Origin of the sequence: Alteromonas aquimaris, from assembly GCF_026183695.1 — a bacterium.
GTDB classification, from domain to species: domain Bacteria; phylum Pseudomonadota; class Gammaproteobacteria; order Enterobacterales; family Alteromonadaceae; genus Alteromonas; species Alteromonas aquimaris.
Genome location: NZ_JAPFRD010000010.1, coordinates 516,908 through 531,612, shown reverse-complemented (window position 1 = coordinate 531,612; position 14,705 = coordinate 516,908). Strand labels below are relative to the sequence as shown.

At 45.1% G+C, this 14,705-nt stretch carries 15 protein-coding genes and 2 tRNA genes; 7 read left to right on the top strand and 10 right to left on the bottom strand.

Going from position 1 to position 14,705, the window contains the following annotated elements; all coding sequences use genetic code 11:
• Positions 1–124 precede the first annotated feature (124 nt).
• From OPS25_RS10065 to OPS25_RS10045, 5 genes are all read right to left on the bottom strand, one after another.
• A tRNA-Met gene (locus tag OPS25_RS10065) sits at positions 125–201 on the bottom strand.
• A 156-nt stretch (positions 202–357) separates the two neighbouring features.
• Positions 358–1,197 carry a peptidylprolyl isomerase gene (locus OPS25_RS10060; protein WP_265617571.1) on the bottom strand — a complete coding sequence of 280 codons (840 nt, stop codon included), beginning with the start codon at positions 1,195–1,197 and terminating at the stop codon, positions 358–360.
• A gap of 414 nt (positions 1,198–1,611) precedes the next feature.
• A complete protein-coding gene (gene ychF / locus OPS25_RS10055) occupies positions 1,612–2,703 on the bottom strand; it encodes a redox-regulated ATPase YchF (protein ID WP_265617570.1) in 1,092 nt (363 codons plus the stop codon).
• Positions 2,704–2,730: 27 nt separating this feature from the next.
• Positions 2,731–3,321 (bottom strand): aminoacyl-tRNA hydrolase, encoded by a 591-nt coding sequence (gene pth, locus OPS25_RS10050; RefSeq protein WP_265617569.1) that lies wholly within the window; start codon positions 3,319–3,321, stop codon positions 2,731–2,733.
• Positions 3,322–3,326: 5 nt separating this feature from the next.
• Positions 3,327–3,992, bottom strand: a complete 666-nt coding sequence (locus tag OPS25_RS10045; protein ID WP_265617568.1) for a 50S ribosomal protein L25/general stress protein Ctc — start codon at positions 3,990–3,992, stop codon at positions 3,327–3,329.
• 211 nt (positions 3,993–4,203) lie between these two features.
• On the opposite strand from OPS25_RS10045, the gene OPS25_RS10040 reads away from it, so the two are divergent.
• Together OPS25_RS10040 and OPS25_RS10035 are read left to right on the top strand one after the other, a co-directional pair.
• Entirely contained in the window at positions 4,204–5,580 is a 1,377-nt protein-coding gene (locus tag OPS25_RS10040; protein ID WP_265617567.1) for an amidohydrolase family protein, read from the top strand.
• Between the two features lie 56 nt (positions 5,581–5,636).
• Positions 5,637–6,227 (top strand): hypothetical protein, encoded by a 591-nt coding sequence (locus tag OPS25_RS10035; protein WP_265617566.1) that lies wholly within the window; start codon positions 5,637–5,639, stop codon positions 6,225–6,227.
• 32 nt (positions 6,228–6,259) lie between these two features.
• Here OPS25_RS10035 and OPS25_RS10030 read toward each other — a convergent pair whose 3' ends face one another.
• From OPS25_RS10030 to lolB, 5 genes are all read right to left on the bottom strand, one after another.
• Positions 6,260–6,679, bottom strand: coding sequence for a hypothetical protein (locus tag OPS25_RS10030; RefSeq protein WP_265617565.1), 420 nt, complete (start codon positions 6,677–6,679; stop codon positions 6,260–6,262).
• Between the two features lie 124 nt (positions 6,680–6,803).
• Entirely contained in the window at positions 6,804–7,751 is a 948-nt protein-coding gene (locus OPS25_RS10025) for a ribose-phosphate pyrophosphokinase (RefSeq protein WP_265617564.1), read from the bottom strand.
• Between the two features lie 32 nt (positions 7,752–7,783).
• Positions 7,784–7,859: transfer RNA gene (locus OPS25_RS10020), tRNA-Gln, on the bottom strand.
• Positions 7,860–7,870: 11 nt separating this feature from the next.
• A complete protein-coding gene (gene ispE, locus OPS25_RS10015) occupies positions 7,871–8,740 on the bottom strand; it encodes a 4-(cytidine 5'-diphospho)-2-C-methyl-D-erythritol kinase (protein WP_265617563.1) in 870 nt (289 codons plus the stop codon).
• On the bottom strand, positions 8,725–9,333 hold the full coding sequence (lolB, locus tag OPS25_RS10010) for a lipoprotein insertase outer membrane protein LolB (protein ID WP_265617562.1): 609 nt from the start codon (positions 9,331–9,333) through the stop codon (positions 8,725–8,727). Before lolB ends, ispE begins: the two co-directional genes overlap by 16 nt.
• 119 nt (positions 9,334–9,452) lie before the next feature.
• Here lolB and hemA point away from each other — a divergent pair, with 119 nt between their 5' ends.
• From hemA to OPS25_RS09985, 5 genes are read left to right on the top strand one after another with little or no spacing between them, the layout of a single operon-like run.
• Complete coding sequence (hemA, locus tag OPS25_RS10005; RefSeq protein ID WP_265617561.1) at positions 9,453–10,727, top strand: glutamyl-tRNA reductase; 1,275 nt, start codon at positions 9,453–9,455, stop codon at positions 10,725–10,727.
• Positions 10,728–10,765: 38 nt separating this feature from the next.
• Entirely contained in the window at positions 10,766–11,851 is a 1,086-nt protein-coding gene (gene prfA, locus OPS25_RS10000; RefSeq protein WP_265617560.1) for a peptide chain release factor 1, read from the top strand.
• 6 nt (positions 11,852–11,857) lie between these two features.
• Positions 11,858–12,697, top strand: a complete 840-nt coding sequence (gene prmC, locus OPS25_RS09995) for a peptide chain release factor N(5)-glutamine methyltransferase (protein ID WP_265617559.1) — start codon at positions 11,858–11,860, stop codon at positions 12,695–12,697.
• Between the two features lie 53 nt (positions 12,698–12,750).
• Positions 12,751–14,307, top strand: a complete 1,557-nt coding sequence (locus OPS25_RS09990) for a response regulator (protein ID WP_265617558.1) — start codon at positions 12,751–12,753, stop codon at positions 14,305–14,307.
• Positions 14,308–14,317: 10 nt separating this feature from the next.
• Positions 14,318–14,692, top strand: a complete 375-nt coding sequence (locus OPS25_RS09985; RefSeq protein WP_265617557.1) for a SirB2 family protein — start codon at positions 14,318–14,320, stop codon at positions 14,690–14,692.
• The last annotated feature ends 13 nt before the right edge of the window (positions 14,693–14,705 follow it).

Genomic DNA, 14,705 nt, shown 5'->3' with positions numbered 1-14,705 from the left:
AGGAGAGACTTGAACTCTCACGCCGTGAAGCACTGGAACCTAAATCCAGCGTGTCTACCAATTCCACCACTTCCGCAAGGTAAACAATTTTCTTTCATTGGGCACAACAGAAAGAAAACAAGATTGGTGGCTACGGCGGGACTCGAACCTGCGACCCCATCATTATGAGTGATGTGCTCTAACCAGCTGAGCTACGTAGCCTCCGAAATCTTTACTCCCTCAGGAGTGGCGCGTATTATGCTCATCTGCCCGAGGGTCGTCAACCCCTTTTTAAGACAACTTTGTTTAACTGGCGAATATGTGAACGCTAAAGGCCAAGAAAACACCTATTGTCTTCAAATTCTGCTGTAAAAAAGTCTACAACTCCTCAATTTGTGTTTGGTAATAGCACACGTCAATAGGACGAGGAGATAACACCCGATCAACGTAAAACGAATTATCTAAATTTTTTGCCAACTTTATTTTTTCCAAGTAATCAGGATGGCTGGGTAATTGAATACGGAAATGACGTTGTGCGCCAGCGGGCAAACTATCCCCCATACGAATAGAAATAATTTGATTATCCGCATTCGTGGAAGCTGGAACATTAGAATTCATGTATCCGCTCCTCGGGAGCTTCTGCAAAACATCTAATCCCGCCACCACCCGACCGAAAACGGACATGTTTCTGTCCAAATGACGAGGAGCTTGACCAAGTACTACATAAAATTCAGTGGTGGCAGTATCTTTTTTGTTATCACGGGCCATAGCCAGCATACCGGGACAATGCATTAGCCAATAGCTATCTCGCTGCAGCGTAGTGGCGGCAGGAAAGCCATTAATGAACCCACTTGCTGGTGCGAACATATCCGGGCGTTCAACTTCATAAAAGCCTTCAACGGATGGGCGCGTGAATTCTGCTTTTAGCGGTGAGGTAATATCTGTTAACTCATGATCGCCATTGCTACCGCCCTGCGCCACAAACCCATCGATTACCCGGTAAAAGGATTGGTTATCGTAAAAGCGACTTTTGGCTAATTGCTTAAAACGTGCAACATGGTTAGGGGCAATACTGTCAGTTAACGCGACAATAACCAGGCCATGGGGCAAATGTATATATACTAATTCTGATTGTTTGGGGGTATACCAGTGCAGATCGTTCTGAGCGCTAACCGCCGTAGCCCCTAACAACGCAATAAAAAAAACGAACTTAAACATGCTTTTATCTCTTCCTAAGGCAGTGAGTGAATAATTTTAATTGGCGTTGATGTATGAATAGCGCAGAAAACGGAAGGCATCAAATCTAAACGCCTTCCTAACAATTAAGCAAGGGTTGATGACTTTTAAAGTCACTGTAGTAATGAACACGTTTACCTCTACTACGTTTCGCATGCAACTTTTTCTTTCGCTGAACTAGGTCAATAATCTTTGTTGTAGTTTTACAATAAGTTTCTCAATCCAGCTTGCCAACAAGTTGGCAAGCTTAAGTGCTGACCGGATAGACTTCAATGCAGATAAGCATAATCAAGAGCAGGTTATATCAGACGCGAAAGGGAATAAAAAAGCCCCGCAGTAGCGGGGCGAAATGTATTACGAGCTAGCTATGGTGTGTGCTCATTTAGCACAGCTGGGTTACACATTAAAGCGGAAGTGAATCACATCACCATCTTTAACGATATAGTCTTTACCTTCAAGCCGCCATTTACCTGCATCCTTAGCGCCTTGTTCGCCGTTGAATTCAACGAAGTTATCATAACCAATAACCTCTGCGCGGATAAAACCTTTTTCAAAATCAGTATGAATTTTGCCAGCTGCTTGCGGAGCAGTGGATCCTTCCGGGAAGGTCCAGGCGCGCACTTCTTTAACGCCCGCGGTAAAGTAAGTTTGCAATGTTAGCAGGTTATAACCGGCGCGAATCACGCGATTCAGGCCCGGCTCTTCCAGACCCATATCTTCCATAAATTCCGCTTTTTCGTCGTCATCTAACTCTGCAATTTCAGATTCAATTGCCGCACATACTGCAACCACTACTGCATTTTCTTTTTCTGCAATCGCTTTTACCTGATCAAGGTATGGATTGTTCTCAAACCCATCGTCATTTACATTGGCAATATACATGGTGGGTTTTAAGGTCAACATGTTCATGTAACTGATGGCGGCGAGTTCTTCTTTACTCAACGTCAGTGAACGCAATAAGTTACCCTCATCAAGATGAGGCTTTATTTTTTCGAGCACTTTTAATTCGTACTTAGCATCGGCGTCACCCCCTTTGGCTCTTTTACCTACTCGGATAAGCGCTTTTTCGGTGGTTTCTAAATCGCTAAGGGCAAGCTCTGTGTTAATGACGTCTATATCATCCTGAGGGCTGACCTTACCTGCAACGTGGACAATGTTGTCATTGTCAAAACAGCGGACTACATGGCCGATGGCATCCGTTTCACGAATATTGGCCAAGAATTTATTTCCCAACCCTTCACCTTTTGACGCCCCCTCAACTAGGCCAGCAATATCCACAAACTCCATAGTCGTGGCAATTACGCGTTGGGGATTTACGATTGCGGCTAACTTATCTAAGCGTGGATCAGGAACAGGTACCACCCCAGTGTTAGGCTCAATAGTACAGAAAGGGAAGTTAGCCGCTTCGATGCCTGCTTTAGTTAATGCATTAAAAAGGGTCGATTTTCCAACATTTGGCAACCCTACAATGCCACATTTAAAACCCATGGGATGAATCCTTATGTATCGTCAGTCTCAGGCAACGGTTGCTGAGAAGGAATGTAATCTGTTTTGTGCTTGTTTCAAGTCATGCTTGATAAGCAATTCTGTACAGCGAACCGCTTCATCGATAACTTCATCAATGGCTTGTTTTTCAGCTGTTGAAGGTTTTCCCAGCACGTGGCCAGTGACCTTACTTTTATGCCCTGGATGACCAATGCCTATCCGCAGGCGTAAAAAATTTTTGTTGTTCGCCATGCGCGCGACAATGTCTCGCACACCATTTTGGCTTGAACTCCCACCCACCTTAAATTTGGCGATTCCGGGCGGCATATCCAGCTCATCAAAGGCTACTAATATTTGCTCAGGGTCAATTTTATAAAAATTAGCCAGGGCTGCTACCGATTGACCACTACGATTCATAAAGGTGGTAGGGTAAAGTAAGCGAATATCTTGCCCACCAATATTAATTCTGGCTGTGTGTCCTGAGAATTTTGTATCGGGTGTAAGCGAGGTGTTATGCGCTGCAGCGAACTGGTTTAGAAACCATGCGCCGGCATTATGACGGGTGTGTTCGTATTGTGGGCCTGGATTACCCAGGCCCACAATAAGACGAATATCAGCCAAGCTGATTATTCCTTATCGGCTTCTTCTTGCTTAGCAGCTTTAGCCGCTGCTTGCTCTGCTTCTTCAGCATCAATAACTGGAGTCTTTGGAGCAGGCTTAATTGTCACAACAGCTAAGTTATGATCTTCGTCACCGCGTGCCAGCTCTACAGACGATACGCCTTTGGGCAATGTAAGATCTGAAAGGTGAACGGTTTGTCCCATTTCAACAGCTGACATATCTACTTCAACGAACTCAGGCAGATCTTTTGGCAAACACGTGATTTCGATCTCATTCACATGGTGCTCAGCAATACCGCCCTCGTTCTTCACGGCTGCACACTTGTCTTCATTAACAAAGTGTAGAGGAACGTGAGTGTGAACTTCCTGACCTGCGATTACACGTTGAAAATCGATGTGAGTGATCTTAGGCTTGAAAGGGTGGCGTTGCATATCTTTTACTAATGCTTCAACGTTTTTACCGTCAATATTTAACGTTAAAACGTGCGAGTAAAACGCTTCAAAGTCAGCAGCATTGTTCAATTTGTTGTGATCTAAAGTAAGCGCAACAGGTGCTTCTTCACCACCGTAAAGGATCGCAGGTACTTTATCAGCACGACGTAGGCGGCGGCTCGCACCTTTCCCCATATCTGTGCGAACTTGCGCATCCAGATTAAAAATTGCATCAGACATTGAATGTCTCCAGAAAATAAATTAATAAGCACGGATTTTTGCGACCAAAATCCGCATGAAGAACCCTCATGTTTTGAGGGCGGCGAATTCTACCACCTAGGCGTATAAGATACAATTATTATGCAGTAAAAAGGATAGGTAGCGGATTAAGGTTTGCAGGGACGTTTTTTTAGCATACCGTTAATTGAATAAAGAAAACGGAAAAAATAATATGTTTCTTAAAGTAGCTGGGTTGGTTTTTATTGCATGCGTGTCTTTTTCAGCAATGGCGGCAAAAACCGCGTTAGTGGGGGGCAGGCTCATAGATGGCTTTGGGCACCAACCCCTACATAATAGTGTGATACTAATAAATAATGACACTATCGAAGCGGTAGGTACTATTAACACCCTAGACGTACCCTCAGAGTATAAGGTTGTCAGCACTGAAGGCATGGATCTGCTGCCAGGGCTGTGGGAGAACCACGCGCACCTGATGTTAAATGGCCATGCCGATTATGAACACTGGCATCCTACCTATCGCAACCGCTTAAAAGATGAAATCATGCCAGCCAGCGCTTTACAATTATTATTGGCGGGGGTCACCAGTGCACGGGATCTCGGTGCCCCACTTGAAGAATCTATCACCCTTAAAAATAAAATTGAAACTGGGAAGCTGGCAGGCCCTCACTTGTATGTTTCAGGTCCTTTTTTACAAGCCGAACCTTACCCCGGCACTCAGCACTACCGCTGGGGAGTAAAGACAGTCCAAGAAGCAAAACAGAAAGTCAATCAATTGGCCGATGCTGGCGTAGATATCATAAAACTAGTGGATCAGGACAAAATGCCGCTGAACGCGGCTAAAACGATTGTCGAACAAGCTCATGCGCGAGGCCTCAAAGTTGTTGCACATTCTCACCGTCCTGAAGAAATTAAAGTCGGCCTGAAAATCGGCGTGGATAACTTTGAACATACTGGACTCACAACAGCGCCTGAATATGATGAAGATATTATCCAGGCATTACGCGCCAGAACCGCAACAGGAAGAGTGGCAGGCGGGCCGTTATTTTGGACGCCCACCATCGAAGGGTTATGGAATTATGAGCTGACCGTAGCCAATCCGGAAAAGTTAGACAATAACTGTTGGCATCGCGGGCTTAGAGACGACACTATAGAAGACATCCGGCAGTCGTTGAAAGCGCCAGGAACACTTGCCTATATGCAGCTTACCCCACTACGCAAACCTACCTTAAAACGAAAATTTGCCCAATTGAAAGAAGCTGGAGTGGTGCTCTTAACAGGAACGGACAGTGGTATACCCACCAAATTTCATTGTCAGAGCACCTGGAACGAACTAGCGATTTGGGTTGAAGAATTTGCTATGACCCCGATGGAAACGCTGCGCGCTGCGACCTGGTGGCCAGCGGTAATGATGGGGGTGAGCGATAGTTTTGGCTCAGTTAGCGAAGGAAAAAGTGCAGATATCATCGGTGTAAAGGGTGATGTCCTGCGTTATATCAATTTATTACAACACGTGGATTTAGTCATGAAAGCCGGTGTCATTTATAAACAAAACGGGCAAGTCATTGAAAGCACGATTCCAAACAACTAACCTACATTGCTCTATACTTTACTAAAAGCAAAGCAAGCCGAATCTAAGACAAACCGATGCTGTCATATATAAAAAAACAACTTAATAGAAAAAGTGCGGACGTGGTGATTTATCCACGAATTAAAAACCGTAAATATTTAAAAGAATTGGAACCTATCCACAAGCAATCACCGGACTCAATGCCGTTTTATAAAGTATTGACCCATGATTTGTTACTCACATTTGCCATTGATGATGGTGAGAATTACCTTTCGCTAAGCCCGTTGCTGATGGCTAAACATAATATCAGCGAAGAACAAATGTGGGATCGAGGCCTGGACACAGGTTTTGCAGCTATTCAAAATAGTCAGGTTATTGCCAGCGAAGCCGTGTGGGAGATACGTCTTGATGAAATGGCCGCGTGCACTATCTTGTATCCCAGTTTCTGGCACGGGGTTGAACAACAAATGGGGGGCCAGGTGGTGATAAACTTTACGCATAAGAATTTTGTGTTATGCGCACGCAAGGATAACCCCGAACACCTACGTACTTTGATCAGTATCATCAACGAAATCGGATTTGGAGACACTCACTCGCTTTCGCCAGAGCTTTACACATTTGTAGGCGATGAAATACAACGTGTCGAGCTTCGGCAAGTCAACAACTAGGCACGGCAAAGTGCCAAAGCCGCCTGAAGAGTTTAGTGACGGTCGTTAATTGGTTTTACTTGCGAATCGTCAATGATTTCGGCTTTTTCCACTTCAAACACAGTCCCATACTGGGTAAATGTCATCACATCTTTACGCGGCTTACCCCACACTTTGATTTTTAGACCGTGCTTGTTAAATTCCTGAGGCAATTTTTGGAAGGTGAATTTTTCATTGTTTTCATTGATGAAACCATAAAAACCCCCTTCAAGATTTTTATATACAACAGTGCCCGTCATACTTTGCATTATGCCTTTATCGCTTTTTTCCTGTTTCGGTGCTTTCATTTTTACCTCCTGGGGCTGAACGCTGGCTTCTTCGACGGCAACAGGCGGAGTATTATTTGATGAAAGCTCAGGGGAACAACCTAGTAAGGTTAAGCCTATTGCAAAAGTAAATAGTGGTTTAGTCATAACGCGTTTTACTGCCGGTAAAAGAGAATATCTTATCTTAGGCAGAGGGGAGAGGGGAAATCAAGTGATAGCAGGGTTGGTGCAACGAGAAAAGGCCATCGGCAGCATACCGATGGCCAAATAATTAATATTCGAACATTGCCGAGATTGATTCTTCATTACTGATACGACGAATGGTCTCCGCCAGCATTTCTGACAGCGTTAATTGCTTCACTTTGTCAATCGCGCGCATATCATCTTGTAATGGAATGCTATCGGTAACAATGATCTCATCAATCATAGAATCTTTCAGATTCTTTGCCGCATTCCCCGAGAATATAGCGTGAGTTGCGTAAGCATAGACTTTACGGGCGCCGTGGTTTTTTAGTGCTTCCGCGGCTTTTGCTAAGGTACCACCTGTATCTATCATATCATCTACAATAATACAGTCGCGGTCCTTAACATCACCGATAATGTTCATCACCTGCGCGACGTTGGCTTTCGGACGACGTTTATCGATAATGGCCAAGTCTGTATCGTTTAACAGTTTTGCGGTTGCGCGCGCTCTAACCACCCCGCCAATATCAGGCGATACAACGACAGGGTCAACGAAATCCCGTTTCATCATATCAGCCATCAGGATAGGGGTGCCGAACGCGTTATCAACCGGTACATCAAAGAAGCCCTGAATCTGTTCAGCATGTAAGTCGATAGTTAAAACACGATCAACACCCACATTGGATAGGAAGTCAGCCACTACCTTAGCGGTAATGGGGACCCGAGCGGAACGCACCCGGCGGTCTTGTCTGGCATAGCCAAAATAAGGAATAACCGCGGTGATCCTTCCGGCCGATGCTCGACGCAAGGCATCAATCATCACGATCAGCTCCATCAGGTTATCGTTCGTCGGTGCGCAGGTAGACTGAATAATAAAAACGTCCGATCCACGGACGTTCTCATGTATTTCGACGCTGATTTCACCGTCGCTGAATCTGCCAACACTGGCTTTACCCAGTTTAGTATAAAGGCGGTCAGCGACCTTCTGGGCAAGTTCTGGTACTGCATTACCTGCAAAGAGCTTCATGTCTGGCACAAGTTATTCCTCAGTGCGTTTTTGAGAAGAGGTGGCTGGGGTAGCAGGACTCGAACCTACGAATGGCGGGATCAAAACCCGCTGCCTTACCAACTTGGCTATACCCCAATTGTAAAAAACTACATGTCTGATGCGGCGCGCACTGCTTGTTGTTTTATTTTTAGTGGCGATTGCTCCACACCTTTAGCAATAAAACTGGTCCATTTCTCAGGTAATTTGGCCTGAATTTCCATGGCCTGCGCTTCAGTTGCAAAGGTGGCGAACACACACGCTCCCGTGCCCGTCATCCGCGACGGTGCGTAGTGTACCAACCACTGTAATAATTTTGCAACTTCGGGATGCCTGTTTGTAACGAAAGTTTGGCAATCGTTTCGCGTTTCTTCAAATTTATAGTTATCCCAGCGAATAGGGCTGGCATTTCGGGGAAGCTCAGGCGCGGCAAAGACTTCAGCGGTACTCACATGAATTCCAGGATTAGCCACCAGATACCATTGTGACGGCAACTGTATGGGAAAAATTTGTTCACCCACACCACTGGCGAATGCGGTCTGGCCATGAATAAATATAGGCACGTCGGCACCCAAAGCTAAGCCAAGTTCCGCCAACTGTGTGTTGTTTAGTTTACAGTTCCAAAGCTCGTTCAATGCAACCAGGGTGGTTGCAGCATTCGAGGAGCCGCCCCCAATACCCCCTCCCATCGGAAGGTGTTTATCCAGTGTAATGGTCACACCTTTGCTAATGCCACAGGTAGACTGCAGCAGCTTGGCTGCCCGAATGATGAGATTTTCCTCCTCAGGGACACCCTTTAGGGGGGTAGATAAGCTGATTTTTGCATCATTTGTAAGCTTAAATGCGAGTCGGTCCCCAACATCCAACATCTGAAACAGGGTTTGTAACAGATGGTAACCCTTTTGATTTCGTCCAAGAATATGTAAGAAAAGATTAAGTTTCGCCGGGCTTGGCCACCAATCGTCTAATAGATTATCCATTCAGAAATCCGAATTTTAATAAATTGTTTAGGGTCATCAGCGCGGGTCATAACAAGGCTATGCGGAAGCCACACCTCGCCGATTTTAGCGTAATTATCGTAAACGATTTGCCAGTCATGACACCGATTGCATGCAGGCGCAAGGGAACGTAACAGACCATGTTCAGACAGGGTATAATAATCTTTATGCTTAGGTAGACCTTTTACCCAGGCCAATAAATCCGCAAGGGGTATATCCCATCCGGTAACCTGGGCAATTAGCTCACTGGCATTATGATGAGTATATTCAGTATCATTCGCGGTCAGCGTAGCTAATCCGGGCTGTGCCACCATATCTACCAAGGTAATACCTAAAAAATTTGTCAGCGTAAAATGAAAGTTGTTGCGCTGAACATCCCATCTGACATTGGCACTTACTGCCTCTTGGTGGTTTCGAATGGCCATTTTCCCTTTTAGTTGCCAGGCGGTCACTTTTTCCAACGCAGCAACTTGCTTTGGCAGGTTTACCGCTTCCTTAGGTCCCTCAGGTAAGGATGAACATCCGTACAGGGTGAGTAGTGAGAACACTAAAATGTATCGCAAATAAAATTGCATAAAAAATTTTCGATTTACGTGTGTTTTTATGGTGGTTATAGGAACACAAATGCATCTGTACTTTCAATCAATTTGCGTTTTTCGTACAATGCGCTCCGACTCTGTCAGTATGAAATTGAATGACCTTACTAGCCCTCGGAATTAATCACACAACTGCACCTGTTGAACTACGCGAGAAAGTGGCGTTTACGCCAGACTCGATGGTGGCAGCGCTGGCATCTCTGAAGGCATTGCCTGGAGTGCAGGAAGCGGTGATCGTTTCGACCTGTAATCGAACCGAAATTTACGTAGAAGCACCGCAACTGGCAATGGAATCAGTGAGCGAGTGGTTAGCGTCTTTTCATCGATTATCTCATCAAGAGATCATCTCACATAGTTACTGCTATCTTGATCAACATGCTGTCCAGCATGTCATGCGCGTTGCCAGTGGTCTGGATTCGTTAATATTAGGCGAACCGCAGATTTTAGGTCAGGTTAAGCAAGCCTATACTGACGCGAAGCATTCAGGAATGGTCGGTTCGGGGTTTGAAAAGCTCTTCCAGCAAACCTTTGCTGTAGCGAAAAAAGTGCGCACAGATACGGATATTGGTGCTAATGCAGTGTCGGTAGCCTTTGCCGCCGTTCAACTCGCCAAACATATTTTTTCCGCATTACCAAAGCGTGCAGTATTATTGGTGGGTGCTGGAGAAACAATTGAACTGGTTGCGCAGCATTTAAAAGAGCAGGGCGTTGTTCAGATTGCCGTGGCAAATCGCACCGTGGCACGGGCCCAGAATCTGGCAGATAAACTAGGGGCTAAAGTGTTAACACTTTCTCAGCTTCCGGCGCAGTTAAAAGAGTATGATATTGTAATAAGTTCTACCGCCAGTCAGTTGCCGTTGATTGGTAAAGGAATGGTTGAAGATGCGTTGAAACAGCGTCGAAACCGACCTATCTTCTTAGTAGATTTAGCCGTGCCTCGCGACATTGAAGCACAGGTGAATGAGCTAGGTGACGCGTATTTGTATACCGTCGATGATCTTCAGCATATTGTGGAAAAGAATCTCGCATCACGAGAAATGGCAGCCCAGGAAGCTGAAAAAATTATCGCGTTGTACGTAGATAATTTCCTTAACTGGCAACTATCACAGCAATCTATAGATTTGGTAAAACAATATCGGCAACGCAGTTTAGCGCAACGCGATCAGTTGGTATCTCGCGCGGTAAATCAGTTACAGGAAGGCAAGGCTGCCGACGATGTCATGCAGGAGCTGGCTTACAAATTAACCAATGCATTGATGCATGGGCCCACTCGTGTGCTGCGCGAGGCGGCAGCAGAGAATAACACCAATATCACGCAGTGGCTGGAACAAGCACTGGAACTGTCTTCTGATATCAATCAGAACGAAAAATAAATTATTATCACTATTTGTGAAAGGTTTAGTACTTACGTATGAAAGAATCGGTCATTAGAAAACTCGAAAATCTGGTAGAACGTTTTGATGAAGTGCAAGCGCTGCTTGGCGATCCGGAGGTGATTGGAAATCAAGATAAATTCAGGAATTTATCAAAGGAGTTCAGCCAGTTAGAGGATGTAGTGGCCGGCTTTAACGCTTATCAGCAAGCGCAAAAAAATCTTGAATCAGCCCAAGAAATGTTAAATGAAGATGATGCTGAAATGCGTGAGATGGCGCAGGAAGAGATAAAAGAAGCGAAAGCACAATTAGAAAGCCTTGAAAGCGAATTGCAAATATTACTTCTGCCAAAGGATCCTAACGACGATCATAACTGCTTTTTAGAAATTCGTGCAGGAGCCGGGGGGGATGAAGCGGCTATTTTCGCTGGGGACTTGTTCAGAATGTATAGCCGTTATGCTGAATCCCGTGGTTGGAAAGTCGAATTGGTAAGTGCAAATGAAGGCGAGCATGGTGGATTTAAAGAGGTTATCGCCAATCTTTCAGGTGAAGGCGTTTATGGGGTAATGAAATTTGAGTCTGGCGGTCACCGTGTTCAACGGGTGCCTGAAACAGAATCTCAGGGGCGAATTCATACATCAGCATGCACAGTGGCGGTGTTGCCCGAGATTCCCGAGTCACAAGCCATTGAGATCAATCCGGCAGAACTGAGAGTTGACACTTTCCGAGCCTCCGGAGCCGGGGGACAGCACGTTAACAAAACTGACTCTGCTATTCGTATCACGCATTTGCCTACTGGCTTAGTAGTAGAGTGTCAGGATGAGCGTTCTCAGCATAAGAATCGCGCCAAGGCGATGTCTGTTTTACAGGCACGGTTGAACCAAATTGAAGAAGAAAAGCGGGCGAAAGAAGAAGCCACTACACGACGCAATCTGGTAGGGAGTGGCGACCGTTCTGAGCGCATTCGGACGTATAACTTCCCTCAGGGCAGGGTCACGGATCACCGCATCAACCTGACATTGTACAAGCTGGATGAAGTAGTGGAAGGCGATCTGGCTGCGCTGGTAGAGCCTATCAGGCAGGAACATCAGGCTGATTTACTTGCCTCGCTCTCAGACGAATAGATTGTGATGCGCATCGAACAGGCGCTACGGTGGGCACAACAAGAGCTCGTGGGGACAGAGTCTCCCTCGATTGATTCACGGGCTCTGCTCTGTCACTGTCTGGGGGAATCCCAAAGTTATCTTTATACCTGGCCTGAGCGAGAAATTACTGCATCACATCTTGAGCGTTTCATGGAATTGGTTGCGCAACGCAAACAAGGCAAACCCATTGCTTATTTGCGCGGATATCAGGAATTTTGGTCGCTTACATTTAACGTTTCTGCCGCCACCTTAATTCCACGCCCGGAAACCGAGTTAATTGTAGAAAAGACCCTTGCGCTAAATAATATCGATAACCCAGTGATTCTGGATTTAGGTACCGGAACAGGTGCTATCGCTATTGCGTTAGCAAGTGAACTGCCAGATGCTGACGTGATCGGAGTGGATAAGGTGCCAGATGCCATCGCGTTGGCAAAATCAAATGCCTTACTAAATCAAATTTCCAATGTTACCTTTATGCAAAGTGATTGGTTTTCTGCACTTAGGAATCAAACCTTCAATGTCATCGTCAGTAATCCCCCTTATGTAGAATCAGCAAGTGAGTATTTAGCGCAAGGTGATGTGCGCTTCGAACCCACCTCTGCATTAACCGCAGGTGAAGATGGATTGGATGATATACATCAGATCCTCGCTGGTGCCTCCGCCCATTTGACCGACAACGGTATATTGTTGATGGAACATGGTTTCGAACAGGGAGTTGCTGTGAGAGAAATATTTGCCCGACATGGCTTTAGCGATGTCACCACTATTAAAGACATAAATTTGCTCGACCGCGTCACCTTTGGACGCTGGTGCACTTGCGAATAATTGAACTTGCAGTAGTATGCAAATAGCAAAGCGGTAAAAAGAGTATAAATAACATGAATGATGACCTGTTATTCGCTGAAGATACCGACGAACCCCCCATCGAAGAATTAGGTTTTTGGAAGGTGTTAGTAGTTGACGATGAACCGGAAGTTCATGCGGTCACTAAGTTGGCTTTGAGTGATTTTATTTTAAATGGAAAACGCCTCAAATTTATCAGTGCGTATTCAGGAGCTGAAGCAAAAAAGTTGTTCCGGGAACATGATGATATCGCTGTCGTCCTGTTGGATGTTGTCATGGAGACGGATGAAGCGGGGCTTGAAGTTACCCAGTTTGTCAGAGATGAATTAGATAACCACTTTACCCGAATCATTTTACGTACTGGCCAACCTGGTCAGGCCCCGGAAAAGCATGTCATTATCAATTACGACATTAATGACTATAAATCCAAAACTGAACTTACCGCGCAAAAATTATTTACCGTGATCATCGCTGCATTGCGCTCGTATCGCGACATTATTTCGATTGAAGAGAATCGTGCAGGTCTTGAAAAAATCATCGATGCCTCGACGGATTTATTTGCCACCTATTCACTTGAAAAATTTATCCAAGGCCTTATTCAGCAACTCTCATCAATATTAGGGTGTGCCAAAGATGCGGCCTATATTACCACTGCCGTGGTGCTACCCAAGCCATTTGGTAAACATACAACTGACGATCTCTATGTTTTCGCGGGAAACGGTGAGTATGCAGACAAGGAAGGCCTGAAGTTAAAGGCTGCGGTGGATGAAAATGTGTATGCGTTGTGTAAAGAAGCATTGCGTACCAAGCAGATTGTTTACGGCGAAGATTACGTGGTGGCGTATTGTGACAGTAAAAATCGAAATGGTTCCTTACTCTATCTGACAGGCCTGTCCAGGAAAGTAGGGGAAACGGATAAACGTCTGGTGAAGCTGTTTTCCGACAATGTGCAAATAGCATTTGAAAACCTGTTGTTAACCAACGAAATAGAAGACACGCAACGCGAAGTGATCGAACGTTTAAGTAAAGCGCTTGATCATGAACCGCAGGGTAACCGGCATATTGAAAGAATGGTGAAAATGGCAGAGCTATTTGCCAGAGGCCTTAAAATGGAAGAACGGCGGGTGAAAACGCTGATGTTGGCCATTCCATTGCACGATGTAGGCAATGCGCTGATTTCACCCGCTATATTACACAAAACAGATCCGCTTACCGAGACCGAAATGTTTCAAATTCGTCGACACGCTGAGTTTGGTTATCAAATCCTTAAAGATTCAGACAAGCCAACGATTCAGCTTGCCGCCACCTTGGCCAAGCAACATCACGAGCGGTGGGACGGAACGGGTTATCCGGATGGGTTAAAAGAGAAGGAAATTGCACTTGAGAGCAGAATCGCTGCTTTAGTCGATGTATTTGACGCCTTACTTAATAAACGGCCTTACAAAAACGGATGGCCGGTGGATAAAGTGAAGAACACGCTAAAAGAGGAGTCGGGTAAACATTTCGATCCTCGTTTAGTTTCTTACTTGCTTGAAAACATTGATTTATTCATGCAGGTACAACATGATTACGCCGATTTAGAACAACAATAAGGTAACTACCATGTATGCAGCTGCAAAGCATATCCACTTAACCGCTATAGCATTAAGTGTACTTTTATTTGTCATACGATTTATATGGGCACAATTTAATCCCACATTTTTGCAGAAGAAATGGGTGAAAATCGTTCCTCACGTTATCGATACAATTCTGTTACTTAGTGCCCTATGGCTATGCATTATTATTTCGCAGTATCCATTTGTGCACGATTGGGTAACGTTTAAGGTAGTAGGTTTAATTGCCTACATTTTACTGGGCATGTTCGCATTAAAGTGGGGAAGAAATGCACCTATGCGTTGGATTGGCTTTATTGGTGCGATTATCTGGGTAGTTTTGATTGCCAATGTCGCCATCACCAAACAGCCCATGTTTTTTTAGGAGAGTAATCATT